Here is an 18,809-nt window from a genome sequence, read left to right as displayed (position 1 = left end):
AATCCAAGACTATTTGGGCTGGCGTGCCGCGATCGCCTGCATCAGCTTTGCGGCCAGCATGTCGTACTTCTCGTCATAGTGGTGGTCGCCCTGAAGTTCGATTTTCTCGACTGAGGCAAGCGATGGATCGTTGCACGCCGTATCGTCTTCCTCGGAACCGTAAACGCATAGAACCTTGTCCAGCGGCAACTTGGCGACTGCAGGCGCAACCTCGTTGTCGCCGCCGAGCCCGAGCCATGCTCCGACCGACACCTGAAACGGCGTCGTCTCTTCCGTGCCAATCAGGCCGATCATCCGCACCCGGTCCTGCAATTGTTGGGGCATGGATGGCCAGGAGAAGGGTATGGTGTTGGCACCAAATGAATAGCCGAGGAGAACCACCGGCAGCTTGCCGGATGGATCGGCTTTCGCGACGATCCGGCCGATATCCTTGGCGATGTCCTCGGGCTTGCGCAGCGTCCAGAAATAGCGGAGCGAATCGACGCCAACGACGTGGACACCTTCCTTGGCAATGATGTCGCCGACCGATTTGTCGATATCGCGCCAGCCGCCATCGCCCGAGAAAAAGACGGCGAGATATTTAGGATCGCCGTTTGTTGCCGGCACGTCGATGATCGGCAGCGACTCGGCCGAGGCGTCTTCCTTGGCGATTTCGACCGCCGCGTCCGCCGCGATCTGCAGCCGCTCGGGACGCGTTGCGCCGAGCTTTTCCTGCGCGAGGAAAAAGCCGGTGCTGGGCGGGCCCTTGGGGTCGGCATCCGGCTTCTCGCGCACGATCGTTGCCGGATTGGGCAAATCGGCATCGTAGGAGTAGCTGAAGCCGTCATTGCCCACGGCCTCATAATCGGCGCCCTCGCACGACGGAAGCTTGGTCTTGAGCCCGACCGAGGGATCGATAACGACGGCTCCCGCCAGGGTTGCCGCCGGCGTATCGGCCACCGAGGCATAGGCCATCACGCCGCCCTCGCCGATGCCAACGACTACCGGATGCATATAGGTATCGACAGCGATCATGCGCTGCGCCTCCTTGGCAATACCTTCGAGGTCGGAGACGAAATAAGTGCAATCGCCGGTATCCTGATCGAGTTCCTTGCGCCACTTCTCAAGATCGACGGTCAAGACCAGAAAGTTGCGCTCGAGCAGGAGCTTGCTCAGCGCTTCGTCGTCGGCAGCCAAGCCACCTTTTTGCGAAACGACGATTGCGATACCCGACGGCTTGCCATCCGGCTGCAGCAACGGCACGTCCGTGAGCCGCTCGGACGAAACAAGAATGCGCTTGCCTCCGCCGCCAAACCCGAACCGCGGAAGGTAGTGAAGTGCTGCAGAAAGACCGATACTGACGATCAGCAATGCAAGAATGACGAGCAGGGTGCGCCTGCGCATGAATTTCATCGTTTAAAGACCTCAAAGGGGCTGCCGCTCACCAGATTCGTCGCATCAATGAGCGAGCGGGGCGTCGCGAGGCCCGGTGGGCAAATCAGGTAATAGGGTGTCCATTTCGGGCCGAACTTATCCTTGAAAGCGCGCAATCCGTCAAACCGATAAAACTCGGCGCCGCGCCGGTAGATAAAGGAGCCGATCCGGTTCCATCGCGAGGCAAGATGACTGTCGGACAAGCCTGACAATGGCGCCGCGCCAAGATTGAACCAATGATAGCCCTCGTTCTTTGCCGCCATCAGCAGATTGGCAAAAAGCCCGTCCATGACGACGCTGGAGGCATCCGGTACATGGCGCATCAGGTCGACGGCAATTTCTTCCTTGTTGGCGCCGCGCCACATATTGGCGAATGCGACGATCTTGCCCTCCTTGCGCAGGACACCAACGTCGAAATTGGCAAGGTAGGCGTTTTCAAACGAACCAAGCGAGAACCGCTTCTCCGAACCGGATTTCATCTCAAGCCAGGCGTCCGAGACCTCGCGCAGCTCGTCCATGATGTCCGGCGTATTGTCCCTCGCAATGACCTCGAATGTTATGCCTTCTTTTTCGAGGCGGCGCGCCGCATAGCGCAGCGGCTGGCGCTTCGAGCCCTCAAGCGAAAAGTCGGTCAGGTCGACGCGTGCAACTTCACCAAGCTTCAGCGCCGTCAGGCCCATATCGAGGAAAAGTGGCAGTCTTTCGGGACCTACGCCATAGAACACCGTGCGCGATCCCGTTCGGTCGGCAAGACCGCGGAACGCCCAGGCGAGATCCGATATGACGGTTCCGTCGTTGCCCACGGGCTCGCCCATCGAGACGAGGCTGCCGCCAGAGCGGGCATACATGACGAAACCCCTGCCCTGCGGATCCATCAGGAAGCGCTTGTCACCGAGCAGTGCCAGCGCATCGGAGGCACGCGGCGATGTGGCGACGACCTGAGGCACTTGATCGGGAATGGGCTGGGCCTTGAGCTTGCTGCGGCCAACACCATTGATGACCGTGTTGATCGTGACGGCCGCAAGAATGGTGAGGACCAGCACCGTCGCCCGCAAGAACCGGGAGGCCTGGGCATCCCAGGCGAACTCCCACCAGAGCTCGTTGGCATATTCGACATGGTGATAGGCAAAGAATCCGAGCCAGATTACGGCGAAGGCCGTGGTCCCGATGCTGGCGAGCCAGCCCCATGTGAGTGTGAAGCGTTCGTTGAGCGGCCTGCGATAGAAGGAATCGCGGAACAAGAGCAGCGTTCCCGCCATCAAGGTCACTATGAGCGCTTCTTCCCAGGCGAGACTCTTCGTAAGTGCGAAGATGGCGCCAAGGCTAAACAGAATGAGGGCAAGGAACCAGGCGCGCCAGAGCCGCCGTGCTAGGCCGCGAGCAACGATGAGCAACGCGAGGCCAACGAAGCTCGCGCCAAGATGCGACATTTCGAGAAATGGCATGGGCAGGATGTCTGCCAAAACTTCGAGGCGGGAGTGCAGGCCCGGAATCACGGCCGAAATCAGGAGAACGATGCCGCCAAGAAACGCGATGCCGGCCGAAAGCGGCGGTATCAGCGGCTCGAACATGCGCGCAGCCATCATCGTCGGCGCGGCGAGCAGATGGCGTTTGCGCAAAATCTCGGAAACGACGAAACCGGCGATCGCGATCAGAAAAGGGATAAGCGTATAAATCAGGCGGTAGGCGACCAGCGCGGCGATAGCGTCGGGATTCTGGCCAAGGCCAAGGCCGGCAATAATCGTCGCTTCGAAAGCGCCGATACCGCCTGGTGCATGGCTGACGATGCCGAGCGCGACTGCGACCACGTATACGAGCGCGAAGGCCGGAATGCTTCCAACTGAGCCCGCAGGCAAGAGAACATAGAGCGTTGCAGCAGCGGCGGCGACATCGACAAGTCCGGCGATGATCTGCAGCAGCGCGCCCTGCGACGACGGGAGGCGCACCGACATGCGGCCGATCCGTAGCGTACGCTCGCGGCGCGACAGCCAATAGAGAAGCACCGCGACGGCAATAAGAATTCCCGTGCCAATCACCTGATCGACGATGGGGCCGAACGAGACCACCCAGGGAATGCGTGTCGGGTCGATGACGAGGGCAACGGCGATGAGAATCGTGAATGCGAACCAGATCGCCAGCCACGACGTGCCGATGATGCGACCGATATCGGCGATATCGATGCCCTCGGCGGCATAGACCCTGTAGCGCAACGCTCCGCCGGTCAGAAGCGAGAAGCCGAGTGCGTTGGAAATGGCGTATCCGGCGCCGCCGGCCATGGCGGAAATGTGATAGGGAACGCGTTTCGGCGCAATCGTCTCAACTGCAACAACGTCGTAGAGTGCAACGGCGGCAAAGCTGACGAACGTGAAAACAAGCGCGACCAGTAGCGTGCTTGTCGGAATGGCATGCAGCGACCGCTTCACATCATGCAGCGAAATCTCGCTGGAAAAATGGGCGAGGACGAGCAGGCTGACGATGGCCACGCCAATGCCCAGCGCGGCGAACATCGCCGATCTGGCCTTCTTGCCCCACCAGGGAAGGCGAGACTTCGCGCGGGCTTCCAGCCTTTGCATCTGTTTTTCGTGATCTGCGACAGCCGTCGTCATGGGTTATTCCAAAATCAGAATGGATCTGAAGGAAGCAAATTGCACCGTTTCAAGGTTGGCGCATTAGCCCTGCAATAATGGCGGGATTGAGCCCAGAATAAAGGCTAAATAATCTTTCATCTTCCGGTAGCCCGGATAACGATATGCGATCAGTTATTACAGTCTTACTGGGAGATCAATCTTGGATCATGCCGCGTCGAGCAATAGTTGCCGATGGCTCCCCGGCGCACGCACGCGGCCGACGGCCTTTCGCGGCGGGTTGAGACCCATTCCCTTGGCAATGGCGGTTGCTACCGAGTTGCTGTTCTGGATCAGAAAAGAGTAGCGCAGTTCCGATTGCCGGATACGGTTCGCTACATCCATTGCCGCCCGCCAGCGCGCGGCAATCGTCGCGTAGCTGCCCTCCAGCATCATCGTCGTGCGCGACGTCGGCCGCACGTAAAATTCCGGGAAATAGACGAGATCGCGCTTGGCATAGTCGGTGACGACAGCAGTCAGCGCGCCGCCAATCGCGCAATAGTTGAAACTTCCGTTCGGATTTGCAGCGCCGCCGTTGATTTCGAACAATGGACGCCCGGCCTCATCCGTCCAGACCACAAAGTTGTGGCTGGCGATCCCGCCGAAACGCGGGATGGGATAGGAGCCAAAGAGAATGCGGTGTTCCATCAAAATCGGCGCTCTGAGATACGAAATAGAAGTTGATGGATCTCAATTACCTCATTTATTTTCAAACACAAGGCCGCGAGTCTTCACGGAAATGCGAGGGGTTTCCGCTTAGCCGGCGCATATCTGCCTAAGCTGCGCCAACAGCGTGGAATTCCCGGCAACGGCCCGCCCAGACTGCGCAGAAAATTATTTTCGCCGTCGCTGTCGATCTCGGAAGAAACAAGTTCGGTTCGCTGGCAAAATTGTGTTGGATTGCAGGCCGCCCTAGACGACCCGTACCTGGATTTCACCGATTCCATCAACGCCGCCATGCATTTCATCGCCGCGTTGCACGGCGCCGACACCGGAGGGCGTGCCGGTAAAGATCAGGTCGCCCGGCTGCAGCGTGAACAGTGTCGACAGGTAGGAAATCGTCTCCGGCACCTTCCAGATCATCTGGTCGAGGTCGCCGCGCTGGCGTTCGGTCCCGTTGACCTTCAGCCAGATGGCGCCGGCAACCGGGTGGCCGATCGCCGCCGCCGGCACAATCGGCGAGCATGGCGCCGATGCCTCGAACGCCTTGCCGACCTCCCAGGGGCGGCCGAGCTTCTTGGCCTCCCCTTGCAAGTCACGCCGCGTCATGTCGAGCCCGACGGCATAGCCGTAGACGTGATCCAGCGCATATTCGACGCTGATGTCGGAGCCGCCCTTGGCAAGCGCCACAACGAGCTCCATTTCGAAATGAACATCGTTGGTCGCTGTCGGATACGGGAAATCCCGCCCCTCGGTCAGGAGGCTATCAGGGTTCTTCTGGAAGAAGAATGGCGGCTCGCGGCTCGGGTCATGTCCCATTTCGATGGCGTGGTCAGCATAGTTGCGTCCGACACAGTATATCCGGTGAACCGGGAAAAACTTGTCCAGACCGGCCACGGGCAATGCCGGTTGCGGAAGCGGGTCAAAAACAAAACGGGCTTCAAACATTTCTTCGCCTCTTTCGGGTTTTACCGGTTGCGCCTTCTCACTCAGCGCTATGCGTACTATAGAGTCGAGACGCCCGCCTGATGCAACCCGGCATATGCAGCGGCATAATGCCCTTGGCAAGGATATTGCGCCCCCCATGCATCTTCGATTTGACTCGGCCCCAGCGTTTCATGGCGAGGACAGCGATGAAGCACTGCTTGAGCGGGTGCAGCGCGCAAGCTTCGGCTATTTCTGGGATGGCGCGCATCCACATAGCGGTCTTGCCCGCGACAGGTCTGGCCGGACAGCTGATCCGAACAATGACCTCGTCTCGATAAGCGGCTCTGGCTTTGCCTTCATGGCGATCATTGTCGCCCTCGAACGCGGCTGGATCAAACGCCGGGATGCGCTTGCCCGTTTCGATGCAATGGTATCGACCCTCGAGCAAGCGACGCACTACCAGGGCGTCTATCCGCATTTCATCAACGGCCGCGACGGCTCGACAGTCCCCTTCTCGCGCCTCGATGACGGCGGCGATCTGGTCGAAACGTCATTGCTGTTCCAGGGGCTTCTCTGCGTCCGCCAGTATCTCGCCTCGCAACATGCGGGGAGCTTCGACCTGAGGGCCCGGATCGATCGTGTCTGGCGCGCGGTCAACTGGAGCGCACACATAAAGCCCGGAACGAATGCCCTTTACTGGCATCACAGCCCGAAACATGAATGGGCGCGCAATGTGCCGATCCGCGGCTGGAACGAAGCGCTGATTACCTATGTTCTCGCCGCCGCCTCCCCCGACTACGCGATCGAACCCCGGATTTACCACGAGGGCTTTGCTGGCAATGGCGCATTCGCCAACGGGCGCGAGTACTATGGAGTAACGCTGCCGCTGGGTCCGGACTATGGCGGCCCCCTATTCTTTGCCCATTACTCCTTCTGCGGCCTCGACCCGCGCGGCCTTAAGGATCGCTACGCCGATTACTGGGAGCAGAACTGCAATCACACGCGCATCAACTATCTGCACAGCGTGGAAAAAACCCACTCCAACGATTGCTGGGGGCTGACTGCGAGCCACGCGCCCAAGGGTTACGCCGTCAGTTCACCGGTTTCCGACATGGGTTTGATTGCACCGACAGCGGCCCTGAGCAGCCTTCCCTACACGCCTTACGAGTCGATGCGGGCGCTGCGCCATTTCATGACATTGCCGCAAAGCCGGATGGCCGGGCGTTTCGGGTTCGTCGATGCCTTTGCACCGGCGCGCAACTGGTATGCCCGCACCTATCTTGCAATCAATCAGGGGCCGATTGTCGCCATGATCGAGAACCACCGCAGCGGGCTGCTTTGGGAACTCTTCATGAGCGCGCCGGAAATCAGGGATGGGCTGCGCAAGCTTGGCTTTGTCAGCCCGCACGTGTCACAGGTGTAGGCCCATTATGGCCCCCTATGCCCTACGAAAGTCGAGGAACGAAAACACGCCTGAGGGATTGTTTTTAGTGGGGCAATTGACCATCTTCCGCTCACCTCGCCGCGCTTCCCGCTGAACAAGGATCAGACATGAAAGTCCATGCCGTTTTCAACCGCGATGGCGGCACCTTTCGCACGATGGACATGGAAGCGTTCGCAGCGACGGCAAAGTCCATCTTCGAAAGCCATGGGCATACGTTCGAAAGCGAGATCATCCCGGGCAAGAAGCTTATCAAAGCGCTCGAACGCGTCTGCGCCGAGCCGGGCGACCACGTGCTCATGGCGGGCGGCGGTGACGGTACGATCTCCGCGGCCGCGGATTTCGCATGGAAGTCGCAAATACCCCTCGCGGTCCTGCCGGCCGGCACGATGAACCTTTTCGCCCGGGCGTTGAAGATCCCGCTCGACCTCAACGCTGCGCTTGAAAGTCTCGCGACCGGATCGATCGAAGCTGTCGATATTTCAACGGCCAATGACGAAAGTTTCGTCCATCAGTTCTCGATCGGCTTCCAGCCTCAGATGATACAGGTTCGCAACACGCTGGAATATCGCTCGCGCTGGGGCAAGCGGCTCGCCAGCATGCGTGCCTTTGCCAAGGCCATGGGCCGCCCGCCCAAATTCCTCGTTCGCATGGTCATCGACGGAACCACCATCGAGCGAACCGTTTCGGCGATTTCCGTCGCCAACAATGCCTATGGCCACGGCGTCCTGCCGGTTCCCGAAGTCGTCAACCGCGGCGAGCTCGGCGTTTATATTGCTGGAAAACTGACGCCGGCGGCCCTTCTCAAGCTGGCCTTCACGGTGCTCACCGGCTCGTGGCGCAGCAACCCGGACGTCGATGAAGTTGTGGCCCGAAAGGTCGAGCTGCACTTCCCGCACCTGCGGCGCGGCGCGAAGGCCACGATCGATGGCGAGCTGATCCCGCTGCCGCGCGACGTCAAGATTGCCGTTCGCGCCGGCGAACTCAAAGTGCTTGCGCCAAAAGTTCCCTGAAATGAAAACAGCGCGGCGATGGCCGCGCTGCTGAGATTATAAAGGAAAGACCGCTTAGCTGCTGGTTTTCTTGTTCTTTTTTGTCGGCGTCGCAGCGGGCGCTGCCGCCGGGGCCGGGTTCGTAGCCTTGCGTGCCGCGGCCTCGTCGGCTGCAGCCTGGTCGGCGCTCTTCGGCATGGTGTCGACGATCGAGCGGACCTTGCCCTTGTCGGTTACCGTGCACATGGCATCGCGGATATCCGCCTTCAGGCGGACCTGGCTTACGCCACCGCCCATCGATTCCGCTTCAACGGCCTTGATGTTGCTTTCGGAGAGGAAGTATTTGACTGCCGCCGCCTGGATGCAGGGTTCGGCCAGCGCTGAATCCACCGGCGGGCGAACCGGCGCGAAAGTCGGGATCATCGGAACCAGTGGAGGCTGGCCGGTCGTGGAGCATGCTGCCAGGGGAATAAGAACCGCCAAAGGGGCAATTCGGCTCAGTACTTCAGGCAGGCGCATGGGTCTCTCCGCAAAGTCTCATCGCAGTATTGGATATAGGCCGGAAACTATTCGCTTTTCGCCATTTGTCTAGTGGCGCAACTGCCACAATGGGACTTTATTGCCACAACACCAGGACACTCAGGGTGCGACCGACAGCATCCAGTTTAACGCGCCGCGCCAGTCCGTCATTCGGATAGGCGTGCCGTGGTTACCGCTTTCAAACCGGGTAAAGTGCACGGGATAGCCTTTGCCGGAAGCGCGGATCTGCTGGTAGAAAGCTTCCTGCTTATCGATTGCAAAGACAGGGTCTCGGCTACCGTGGCCGAAGAAGACCGGTATGCGGCGCTTGAACGAAGCGGAGCCGACGAAGTGATCGTCCCAGAGTGATCCGAGGATCAGCAATCCGGAAATATCCTTTGCCGCCTTTGGATCGTCCGCAAGCCGCCAGCATAACATTCCCCCCATCGATCCGCAGGCAACGAACAGTTTCGCTTGCGGCGACTGCGCCTTGAAATGAGCAATCAAGCCAGCAACCTGCGCTGCACCCTTTTCGCCGAAATCGGTGAAATCCGGGGTGAGGTATAGACCGTTGTTCCGGTCCATAAGGATCTTCAGCCGATTGAAATTGCCGCCGAACGTGAAATCGTTCATCCCCTGCTGCCGATTTCCGCCCTGCCCGTGCAGGTAGATCGTGATGACGGCCGGGCTGTCGAGATTGCCCACTGCCATGACCTTGACCGATACGCTGTCGGTCGTAACCACCAGATCCTTTTGCGAGCGTTTCGGCTGCAAGGACACATAGTTCGGCTTGACCCGCCGTTCTGGCACCGTGTCGCGGCCATTGATATCCCGCAGTTCATTATAATCCACAACCACATAGTCGCCGCCATCCGCGCTTTTCAGAATACCTGGATAGGCAAAGAGATCGTCCTTGTACGGATCGAGTTGCACGGCGGAAGCGGGCGCAGCGAGGCACAGCAGAGCGAACGCGGCGAAGAGGATGGGTTTCAGCAATGTTAGTCCTAAGGGTTCGGCAGGGCGATCGTGCCGCCGGCGCGATTGAGCATGTCCGGCGTGTCGACATCAATAGCCGCTGCCTCGCCAAGTTCAACATCGATCAGCGGAAAATCGCCCCGCTCGATCAGATGACGGGCTCCGACATCACCGGCAAGCGTGAAGACTTCGTCAAACAATTGGCGTGGCAAAAGCACGGGGTTGCCGCGCTTTCCGTCAAAGGTCGCTCGCACGATCGACTGACCCCCTGCCTCGCTGAAACGCCTGATCATCGTCTCAACGTGCTCGCTCGAAAGCGCCGGCATGTCGGCAAGCAGCATCAAGACGCCGTCCGCCGAAGCGGGCACATGCCGGATCGCGGTTTGCAGCGAGGATGCCAGGCCGCTTGCGTAGTCCTTGTTGAGCGCGATGACAACATTGAGGCCCTCGAGCGCCGCGCTACATTGCTCGGCCATATGGCCGAGAACTGCAATGACCGGACGTCCGCCCGCTTCGATCGCAGTCAGGGTCGAGCGCCGGATCAAAGGCATGCCGGAGAAAGTCGCCAGCAGCTTGTTGGGGCCGTTCATGCGTGTCGACTGTCCCGCCGCGAGCACGGCGATCGCCACATCGGCGCGCGACGCGGCGGGTCGCGGATCGCGCGGCTGCGGCCGCGATGTTATCTCCATAAGCAAGCCCCCCACGCCCATGCCGATGACATCTTCCTTCGTGACGGGCACATTTGCCATGAGGCGCTCGAGCACCCAGTCGAAGCCATTTTCCTTTGGACTGCGCGCACAGCCCGGCGCACCGATAACCGGCTTGCCGTCGAGTTCGCCAAGCACCAGAAGATTGCCTGGGTCGACCGGCATGCCGACATGATGCACAACGCCCCCGGCCTGCCTGATGGCCGCCGGCACGACATCGCCGGCATCGACCACAGCTGATGCGCCGAATGCAATGACGATGTCGTTCGATCGATGCAATTCGCGAATGGCCTCCGCAAGCGCGCTTTCGGAATGGGTGGTCCGCCGCTCGGCAGTCAGTTCACCATGATTTCCGGCTATGCGCGCATCGATGACGCGGCGGGTCTTGTCGAGTACGCTCGTCTTCACTGACGGCAAGGTCGTCTGGGCAAGGCCGACGCGCGCGCCGGTAAAGGCATGGACGCCAATTGCCGCTCGCCCGCGCGCCAGCATTGCGATGCGATCAATGACTTGGGCCGGAACTGCGAATGGGATGATCTTGATCGTCGCAACCATCTGGCCGAGTTCCACACGCTCGAATGGTTTTAAAGTTGCAATTGTTGCGGCCGGATCGACCGCATTGATGGCATTGACGAGGTCGGCATCGACAGCAAAAAGCCCGGCTTTTTCGGCGTAGCAGTTGACGCGGCCCGTCGTTGCGGTCCCCAGCCGGACATTGAATACATCAAGCGATTTGGTGATTTGCTCGGCCGCGGCATTCTCTTCGAGATCGCCGCTTTCCAGCCGCGCTGCAATAACGTGCCTGACGCCTGCGGCCCGGAGCCCCGTGATATCGGCGGCTGTAAGCATATGCCCCTTTTTCAGCTTGAGCCCGCCCGCGTGGGTTGAGTGGGCGAGTATCGCACCGACCGCATCGTCGAGTGGAATTTCACCGAATATCATGCGGTTCGGTCCAATTGCTGCAATGGCTGCAGTTCGCGCGCACGGAATGACTTGACGACCTCGGCGATAATCGCCACGGCGATCTCCGCGGGACTGGCGGCCCCGATATCAAGTCCTATTGGCGCGCTGATCCGGCTGATCTGTTCGTCAGCAAGCCCGAGCAGCTTGAGCCGCTCCACCCGCTTTGCATGTGTTTTGCGGCTGCCGAGAGCGCCGACGTAAAAACAGCCGGACGTCAACGCCGCCGCGAGCGCCGGATCGTCGATCTTCGGGTCATGTGTCACTGCGGCCACGCCCGTATAGGGGTCAAGCGGGCGGGCTTCCAGCACGTCTTGCGGCCATTCGGCGTGAAGCACGACATCCGGGAAGCGCTCCTGTGTCGCAAAGGCCGTGCGCGGATCGATGATTTCCATGTCATAGCCGGCAACCTTCGCCATGGGCGCCAATGCCTGGCTGATATGCACCGCTCCGATGACAACGAGGCGTGGTGGCGGCAGATGCACATTCAGAAAAAAGGACCGGCCATCCACATCGGCAATTCCGGACCGGCCCGACAGGAATGCAGTTCGAACCGCGTGGCCCAGCGCACCGGCAACAGGATCGCCCTGACGGATCACCCGATCCCGGCCATCCCCAATATCAGTCAGGAGGATCGCGGCGCGGCGTGCGCGGCGCTCTTCGTTAAGTTTCTTGAGGCAAAAGGGATCCACGATCAGCCCAGCCGCTCCACATAAACCCTGATGCGTCCGCCACAGGAAAGCCCGACCTGCCAAGCCGTTTCATCGGCAACCCCGAACTCGAGCATGCGCGGCTGGCCGCTCTTGATCACGTCCATGGCCTCAGCGATAACCGCGCCTTCGACGCAGCCGCCCGATACCGAACCTTCGAAATTGCCGGAGCGATCGATGACCAGATGGCTGCCGACCGGCCTTGGCGCCGACCCCCACGTCTCGATGACGGTCGCGATGGCGACATCCCGGCCATCTGACATCCAATCCTGCGCGGTCATCAGCGGATCAAGTGTTTGTTGATTGGATTCCAGCATCGTCATGCCCTCCAGCAGGCTCAATATGGGTGCGATCCCGGCGCATGGGAAGGGGTCGCTCGGTCAAGCCAGCGTTTCGGATCGTCGTTACGGTCGCGGGGCCGGCCGAGCGCCTTGCACAAATCGTCCAGCGCTTCAAGGTTGTGCACGGCGCGAAAGTCATCGACATAGGGAAGCATTGCCCGAACGCCCCGGGCGCGCGGCTCGAAGCCTTCAAAGCGCAGCAAGGGATTGAGCCAGATCAGCCGCCGGCACGACTTCGACAGCCGCTCCATCTCCGCTTCGAGTTCGCTTGTATCCTCCCGCTCAAGACCATCGGTTATGAGCAGGACCACGGCGCCCTGGGTCAGGACGCGGCGCGACCATTGCCTGTTGAATTCATGCAATGTCTCACCGATGCGCGTGCCGCCGGACCAGTCTTTTACAACATCGGTGCACCGCGCAATGGCATCGTCAGGATCGCGGTAGCGCAATGGCCGCGTAATGTTGCTGAGACGCGTGCCGAAGACGAAACAATGAACACGCCGTCGCCTCTCCATGATCGCATGCATGAAATGCAGAAAGATGCGCGTGTACTGGCTCATCGAGCCGGAAATATCGGCAAGCACGACGAGTGGCGGGTGCACGACGCGGTGCGAACGAAACTTTGGCAGGATGAGGTCGCCTCCCGTGCGCAGACTTGCCCGCATCATGGCCCGCGGATCGATGCGCCGCCCACGCGGATCGCTGCGGTAGCGCCTGGTTTCAACCTCATCGAGCGGCAGGGTGAGTTCGCTCATGGCGCGTCGCGCCTCACCGAGTTCAGCGGCGCTCATCTGCGCAAAATCCTTGGTCCGTAAGACTTCCTTGCCGGAAAATGTAAAGCGGGCGTCCACCTCGATCTCCGGCGGGCGTTGACCCGGTTCTGGCTTACCATTGCCCCTGAGCAACGCTTCGGCGACCCGCGCTTCGGCTGCCCTTGCCCGTTCACGGTCCTGCGCCATCGCAACCGGGGAGAACATTGCCAGCATCTTTTCGATCAGTTCGCGCGAGCGCCAATAAAGACGGAACCCCTCGTCGAATGTCGCATGGTCCTCGCGGCGCGTTACGAAAACACTGTGCAGCGTCCAGTAGAAGTCATCCCTGGAGCCGATGCCGCCGATGAGCACCGCCTGGATTGCATCCTGGACGGAGGCTGGACCGACGCGCATGCCTGCCTTGCGCAGGGTCCGGGCGAAATAGACGATATTGTCCGCAAGATGACTGCCCGAACCCGCCGCCTGCGGTGATGGTTCGAGCGCCGCCATGTCAGACGGCATTCAAGCTGGCTTGGCGTATCTCCGACTTGACTTCGTCAAGGATGCGCCGGCCCTCGCCGCCAGCGATGCGGGCAATGTCGTCCTGATATTTCAGGAGCACGCCGATCGTATCGGATACGGCTTCAGGATCGAGGGCGAGCTTGTCCATCTCCGTCAGGGCTCCGGCCCAGTCGATGGTCTCGGCTACGCCCGGTAACTTGAAGAGGTCGACTTCGCGCAGCTTTTGGACATAGCGGACGATCTCGTCCGAGAGGCGCTCATTGGCGGCCGGCACCTTGCGGCGGACGATTTCGAGCTCGCGGGTAGCCGAGGGGTAATCCACCCAGTGGTAGAGGCAGCGCCGCTTTAGTGCGTCATGGATTTCACGTGTACGATTGGTGGTTATGATGACCAGCGGCGGCTCATTCGCCCGAATGGTGCCAAGCTCCGGGATTGTCACCTGATAATCCGACAGAACTTCAAGCAGGAAAGCCTCGAACGCCTCGTCCGTGCGGTCGAGTTCGTCAATCAGGAAGACCGGCGCTTTGCCCTGCTCGCCTGAAAGCGCCTGCAGCACCGGCCTCCTGATCAGGAACTTTTCGGAAAACACGTTCCGCTCGATCGCATTCTTGTCGATGACGCCGCTCGCCTCATCGAGCCGGATCTCGATCATCTGTGCCGCATAGTTCCACTCGTAGACGGCCGAGGATACGTCGAGGCCCTCATAGCACTGCAGCCGGATAAGAGGACGGCCGAGGGTGGTCGCCAGCACCTTGGCGATCTCCGTCTTGCCGACGCCCGCCTCGCCTTCAAGAAACAGCGGCCGCTTCATGCGCAAGCTCAGGAACAAAACGGTCGCCAAGGCCCGGTCCGCAACGTACCCGCCGGATTCGAGCAGGGCCAAGGTGGCCTCGATCGACTGCGGCAGGAACGAAACGGCTTGCTTGCCCATGCTGGTCCTAGTCTCCGGCGGAGTGGTACGATCGGTTGAGATAGATCAGGGATTTGGCCGGATCACCCATGTTGAGCGCCGTCACCTTGCCATAGATCACGTAGTGGGTGGCGACCTCGTGCGTGGCGACGATGCGGCAGTCAAAGCTTGCCAATGCGTCGACGAGAACGGGCGCCCCTGTCTGCAAGGTGTGCCAGTGGCCGAGGGAAAACCTGTCCTGCTGCGCAAGATCGCCCCTGCCGGAAAAAGCTTCGGACAGCGCCTGCTGGCCAAGCGAGAGGGTGTTCAGCGCAAAGACCTGGTTTTCGATGAAGAGATGATTGAGTTCATGCTCGCGGTTGAGGCAGACGAGCATCGTTGCAGGATTGTCGGAAACGGAACAGACAGCCGAAACCGTCACGCCACGACGTCCGGCCGGACCATCGGTCGTGATAATATGCACGGCTTCCGCGAAATGGCTCATCGCATTGCGGAACGCGAGCGGCTCGATCTTCTGATCCTTGGCTATAAGCAAATTTTCAATTCCGTATCTGCAGCATCAGTATCGCAACAATCGCCACAACCAAAGAGTGCGGACAAATTTTTGTTCGATCCTATTATTATATAGACCCCAATTGCGCGGAATGAAGGAAACAGTTACCGAAATAATGTAACTGGTTACCATACAACACGAAATGGCCCGCTCTTGATGAATCGCTTGCTACGCGCCGCAACATTCCTTGGCCTTCTGGTCTCGAGTGTCGCACATGCGGAGGATAGGATTGGCGTTATTGCGCCGCTTTCGGGTCCCTTTGCGCGCCTCGGCATGCAAGTGGTCGATGGCAGCACCGTGGCGGTAAACACTGCCGGAAAAGGCCAGGCGATATCGATCACCACCGCCGACGACAAGTGCGACGCAGCCGGTGGCGAGGCCGCTGCGAGGCAGATGGTACAGGCCAACGTCATGATCGTCGTCGGCTTCCTTTGCGCGGACGCCTTGGAGGCGGCTTTGCCTATCCTCAACCAGAAGGGCATTCCGGTCATAAGTCCGGGGGTGCGGTCGCGAACACTGACCGAGCGGCGAGCCGAGCAACCATATGCCGTTTTCCGGCTCGCCCCGTCCGAACAGAGCGAGGTAACGGAAACAGGCGATATTCTTGCGCAGTTGTGGCATTCCACACCCTTCGCGATCATTGACGACGGCACCATCTTCGGCCGTGAACTTGCCTCAGGCGTGCGCGCGCGGCTTGAGGAGAAGGGCCTGAAGCCTGTCTTCGCCGATACGTATCGCCCTGGCCTCGACAATCAGAACGCACTCGTCGGCCGGCTGAAGCGCGCGGGCGCCACGCAGGTTTTCGTCGGCGGCGAGCGCGACGACGTTGCAGCCATCGGGCGCAGCGCCGTCGCCCTGTCCTACCCGCTCACCATCGTCAGCGGCGAAGCGCTCGGTACTGTCGGCAACGGCAGCGACCTTGCCGCCGGAACCCTGATGATAGCACCGCGCGACGCGGAAAAGCTCGACAGCGCCCGCAACGCGAAAAACGCTGTCGAACTTGCCGGGAAAGTCCCGGAAGGCTACGTCATACCGGCCTATGCCGCGACCGAGATCGCCTTGCAGGTTCTTGCCGGTGCGCAGGCGCAGCCGGGTTCCCTCAGCGAACTCCTGCACAAGAATGCTTTTGAGACAGCGCTGGGCTCCGTCCAGTTTGACGCCCTGGGCGAGCGGATCGCGGATACTTACTGGGTGCAGAAGTTCGACGGAACGCAATTCGTCCTGGAGGCGAAGTGATGTCCAGCGTCAAGACAGGTCCCCGCAACCTCATCACCGATGTGGCTGGCCTGCGTGTCGGCAATGCGAGCGACGAAAAGGTAAAGTCCGGCACGACTGTGATCCTCTACGATACGCCGGCGACCGCCGCGGTGCAGGTTCTCGGCGGTGCCCCGGGCACGCGCGAAACCGACCTTCTCGAACCGCACAACACGGTTGAATCGATCAACGCGCTCGTACTGTCGGGTGGCTCTGCTTTCGGGCTCGACGCAGCCTCGGGCGTTCAGGCGGCGCTGCGCGAAAAGGGTGTCGGCTTCGAGGTCGGCGGTCACCGCATTCCGATCGTTCCGGCTGCGATCCTCTTCGACATGATGAATGGGGGCGACAAGGATTGGGGACGCTTCCCGCCCTATCGCGAACTTGGCTACGCCGCCGTCCAGTCGGCATCGCCCGCATTCGAAATCGGAACCGCCGGGGCTGGTACCGGCGCCACTGTGGCCGGGTTGAAGGGCGGGCTCGGTTCAGCCTCTTCAATGCTGGCGAGCGGCGCGACCATCGGCGCGCTCGTTGCGGTCAACGCGCTTGGGTCGGTAACGATCGGCCGAGGCAAGCATTTCTGGGCCGCGCCTTTTGAAATCGGTGAGGAGTTCGGCGGTCACGGCCTGCCCCATCCGCTTCCCGCCGATACGAGTGAAATAAAAACCAAATTCAGCGAAGCAGCGGGCTCGAACACCACTATCGGCGTCATCGCGACCGATCTTGTGCTGACCAAGGCGCAGGCCAAGCGCCTGGCTATCGCCGCCCATGACGGATTTGCCCGTGCCATCTGGCCTTCCCATACGCCGTTTGACGGCGACCTCATATTCACACTTGCCACCGGCACGAGCGGCCGCATGCCGGAGGTTGGTGAATTCATCGATCTTTGCGCGGCAGCCGCTTCGACCATGTCACGGGCGATTGCCCGCGGCATATATGCCGCGACGCCAGCCGCGAACGATCCCTATCCGGTGTGGAAATCGCTGATCTAGACCGGTTTCAGTTGTGCCACCGGAACGCGCATGGTAACGGCGCGCAAGTTTTAAATTCCGGAGACTGAACATGAGCCGTCCGCTCGTCATTGCCCCATCCATTCTCGCGTCGGATTTTTCCAAGCTCGGCGCGGAAGTAACCAGCGTCCTCGACGCGGGCGCCGATTGGGTGCACATCGATGTCATGGACGGGCACTTCGTTCCGAACATCACCTTTGGCCCGGAGGTGGTCAAGGCCATTCGCCCGTTGACGGACGCGGTTTTCGATACGCACCTGATGATTGCACCCTGCGATCCATATCTTGAAGCCTTCGCCAAGGCCGGCTCCGATATCCTCACCGTTCATGCCGAAGCCGGCCCGCACCTCCACCGTTCGCTGCAGACGATCCGCGCACTCGGCAAAAAGGCTGGTGTTGCGCTAAACCCCGCAACCCCGGAATCGGCCATTGAGTACGTCCTGGACGATATCGATCTCATCCTGGTCATGACGGTAAATCCCGGCTTCGGCGGCCAGAAATTCATCCACGAGACGCTGGAAAAGATACGCAAAATCAAGGCGATGATCGGTGAGCGGCCGATCGATCTTGAAGTCGATGGCGGCATCACCGCCGAAACAGCTGCGCTTGCCACGGCGGCCGGCGCGAACGCCCTGGTTGCGGGATCATCCGTATTCAAGGGCGCATCTTACCGCGATAACATTGATCTCATTCGCAATGCCTGCGTGAATAGCGCGTGAGCCCGTATCGCCGCCTTGCCATTGGTTTGCTGCTCGGCCTGTTTCCAGCGGCAACTCCATCATATGCGGGCGATGCGGCGAAGCTCAATATTCTCGGTTTCTCCAAGGATGGCGGCGTTTTCGCCTTCGAGGAATACGGTATCCAGGACGGTTCCGGCTTTCCCTATGCCAACCGGTTCTACATCGATACCGCGAACGACAAGTTCCTGCCGAAGACGCCGGTGCGCGTCCGCCTCGATGATGAACATTCTTCGCTGGAAGAGGCACGCGACAAGGCTGCGCGGGATGCGCAGGGCCTGACATCGCTCACCGACGTTGAGTTGCGGGCAAACATCGGCTTTACCGTAGCTTCGAATCCGGTAACCGAGCTTTCTGCCGATCCTTTTAAAGTGAGGGTGAACCCCCGGCCGATTTTTCCGGCGCTTGATCCAGCCCTCGCCATCACGCTCGAGGAAATCTCCGCGCCAGCAAGCGAGATGTGCCAGAACATGGGCGATATCAAGGGGTTTCGCCTGACACTTGCCGACGACAAGCCCGGCGCTGCGACGCAATTGCTCCATGCCGACGAAGCGGTGCCGACAAGCCGGGGCTGCCCGCTCGGTTACAGCATCGGCGCCGTGCAAACCTATTATCCTCAAGGCGCATCGCCGGTTGTTGCCGTTCTTGTCGCCATTAGGGCGTTCGGCTTCGAAGGTCCCGATCATCGCTGGATGGCCGTGACCACCCGCCGCTAGCTGCGCCGACGGCAAAAACCTGCGTTGAGCGATCGGCAAAGGTCTGATAGACCGCACTCAACTTTTAATTCTTCGCCGACAGGAACACAT

Annotated in this window: 18 protein-coding genes; 6 read left to right on the top strand and 12 right to left on the bottom strand. The window is 60.4% G+C overall.

The genetic code is table 11. The features are described 5' to 3' along the window. Positions 1-9: 9 nt before the first annotated feature. The 4 genes from GF108_RS16555 to GF108_RS16540 form a co-directional block, all read right to left on the bottom strand. Entirely contained in the window at positions 10-1,383 is a 1,374-nt protein-coding gene (locus GF108_RS16555; protein WP_246663979.1) for a virulence factor family protein, read from the bottom strand. Positions 1,384-1,388: 5 nt separating this feature from the next. Beyond that, positions 1,389-4,019, bottom strand: coding sequence for a bifunctional lysylphosphatidylglycerol flippase/synthetase MprF (gene mprF / locus GF108_RS16550; RefSeq protein ID WP_153669109.1), 2,631 nt, complete (start codon positions 4,017-4,019; stop codon positions 1,389-1,391). 186 nt (positions 4,020-4,205) lie between these two features. Next, positions 4,206-4,685, bottom strand: a complete 480-nt coding sequence (locus tag GF108_RS16545; RefSeq protein ID WP_153669107.1) for a hypothetical protein — start codon at positions 4,683-4,685, stop codon at positions 4,206-4,208. Positions 4,686-4,949: 264 nt separating this feature from the next. Then, entirely contained in the window at positions 4,950-5,645 is a 696-nt protein-coding gene (locus tag GF108_RS16540; RefSeq protein WP_153669105.1) for a fumarylacetoacetate hydrolase family protein, read from the bottom strand. A gap of 136 nt (positions 5,646-5,781) precedes the next feature. Between GF108_RS16540 and GF108_RS16535 the strand changes: the two genes are divergently transcribed. Then, positions 5,782-7,047: a glucoamylase family protein gene (locus GF108_RS16535; RefSeq protein ID WP_153669103.1), complete on the top strand. Its 1,266-nt coding sequence runs from the start codon at positions 5,782-5,784 to the stop codon at positions 7,045-7,047. A 128-nt stretch (positions 7,048-7,175) separates the two neighbouring features. Further along, on the top strand, positions 7,176-8,078 hold the full coding sequence (locus tag GF108_RS16530; RefSeq protein ID WP_153669101.1) for a diacylglycerol kinase family protein: 903 nt from the start codon (positions 7,176-7,178) through the stop codon (positions 8,076-8,078). A gap of 54 nt (positions 8,079-8,132) precedes the next feature. Here the strand turns inward: GF108_RS16530 and GF108_RS16525 are convergent, their stop codons facing one another. The 8 genes from GF108_RS16525 to GF108_RS16490 form a co-directional block, all read right to left on the bottom strand. Beyond that, positions 8,133-8,576 (bottom strand): hypothetical protein, encoded by a 444-nt coding sequence (locus GF108_RS16525; protein ID WP_153669099.1) that lies wholly within the window; start codon positions 8,574-8,576, stop codon positions 8,133-8,135. A gap of 120 nt (positions 8,577-8,696) precedes the next feature. Beyond that, positions 8,697-9,572 carry an alpha/beta hydrolase gene (locus tag GF108_RS16520; RefSeq protein ID WP_153669097.1) on the bottom strand — a complete coding sequence of 292 codons (876 nt, stop codon included), beginning with the start codon at positions 9,570-9,572 and terminating at the stop codon, positions 8,697-8,699. 8 nt (positions 9,573-9,580) lie between these two features. Further along, complete coding sequence (locus GF108_RS16515; RefSeq protein ID WP_153669095.1) at positions 9,581-11,200, bottom strand: NTP transferase domain-containing protein; 1,620 nt, start codon at positions 11,198-11,200, stop codon at positions 9,581-9,583. Then, entirely contained in the window at positions 11,197-11,910 is a 714-nt protein-coding gene (locus tag GF108_RS16510; protein ID WP_370462197.1) for an XdhC family protein, read from the bottom strand. The genes GF108_RS16515 and GF108_RS16510 overlap by 4 nt, the downstream gene beginning before the upstream one ends. Positions 11,911-11,912: 2 nt before the next feature. Next, complete coding sequence (locus GF108_RS16505) at positions 11,913-12,245, bottom strand: XdhC family protein (RefSeq protein WP_370462196.1); 333 nt, start codon at positions 12,243-12,245, stop codon at positions 11,913-11,915. A 20-nt stretch (positions 12,246-12,265) separates the two neighbouring features. After that, positions 12,266-13,531, bottom strand: coding sequence for a VWA domain-containing protein (locus tag GF108_RS16500; protein ID WP_153669524.1), 1,266 nt, complete (start codon positions 13,529-13,531; stop codon positions 12,266-12,268). A gap of 1 nt (position 13,532) precedes the next feature. Beyond that, complete coding sequence (locus GF108_RS16495; RefSeq protein ID WP_153669091.1) at positions 13,533-14,474, bottom strand: MoxR family ATPase; 942 nt, start codon at positions 14,472-14,474, stop codon at positions 13,533-13,535. A 7-nt stretch (positions 14,475-14,481) separates the two neighbouring features. Further along, on the bottom strand, positions 14,482-14,937 hold the full coding sequence (locus GF108_RS16490; RefSeq protein WP_051615011.1) for a flavin reductase: 456 nt from the start codon (positions 14,935-14,937) through the stop codon (positions 14,482-14,484). Between the two features lie 225 nt (positions 14,938-15,162). On the opposite strand from GF108_RS16490, the gene GF108_RS16485 reads away from it, so the two are divergent. From GF108_RS16485 to GF108_RS16470, 4 genes are all read left to right on the top strand, one after another. Next, the gene (locus tag GF108_RS16485) at positions 15,163-16,242 is read left to right on the top strand and encodes a branched-chain amino acid ABC transporter substrate-binding protein (RefSeq protein ID WP_153669089.1); all 1,080 of its coding nucleotides are present in this window, start codon (positions 15,163-15,165) and stop codon (positions 16,240-16,242) included. Further along, on the top strand, positions 16,242-17,249 hold the full coding sequence (locus GF108_RS16480; RefSeq protein WP_153669087.1) for a P1 family peptidase: 1,008 nt from the start codon (positions 16,242-16,244) through the stop codon (positions 17,247-17,249). Before GF108_RS16485 ends, GF108_RS16480 begins: the two co-directional genes overlap by 1 nt. A 70-nt stretch (positions 17,250-17,319) precedes the next feature. Further along, a complete protein-coding gene (gene rpe / locus GF108_RS16475) occupies positions 17,320-17,985 on the top strand; it encodes a ribulose-phosphate 3-epimerase (protein WP_153669085.1) in 666 nt (221 codons plus the stop codon). Next, positions 17,982-18,719, top strand: coding sequence for a DUF2259 domain-containing protein (locus tag GF108_RS16470; protein WP_370462195.1), 738 nt, complete (start codon positions 17,982-17,984; stop codon positions 18,717-18,719). Before rpe ends, GF108_RS16470 begins: the two co-directional genes overlap by 4 nt. The last annotated feature ends 90 nt before the right edge of the window (positions 18,720-18,809 follow it).

Source organism: Phyllobacterium sp. SYP-B3895 (genome assembly GCF_009647635.1).
Lineage (GTDB): Bacteria > Pseudomonadota > Alphaproteobacteria > Rhizobiales > Rhizobiaceae > Phyllobacterium > Phyllobacterium pellucidum.
This window is presented reverse-complemented; position numbering and strand designations above follow the sequence as displayed.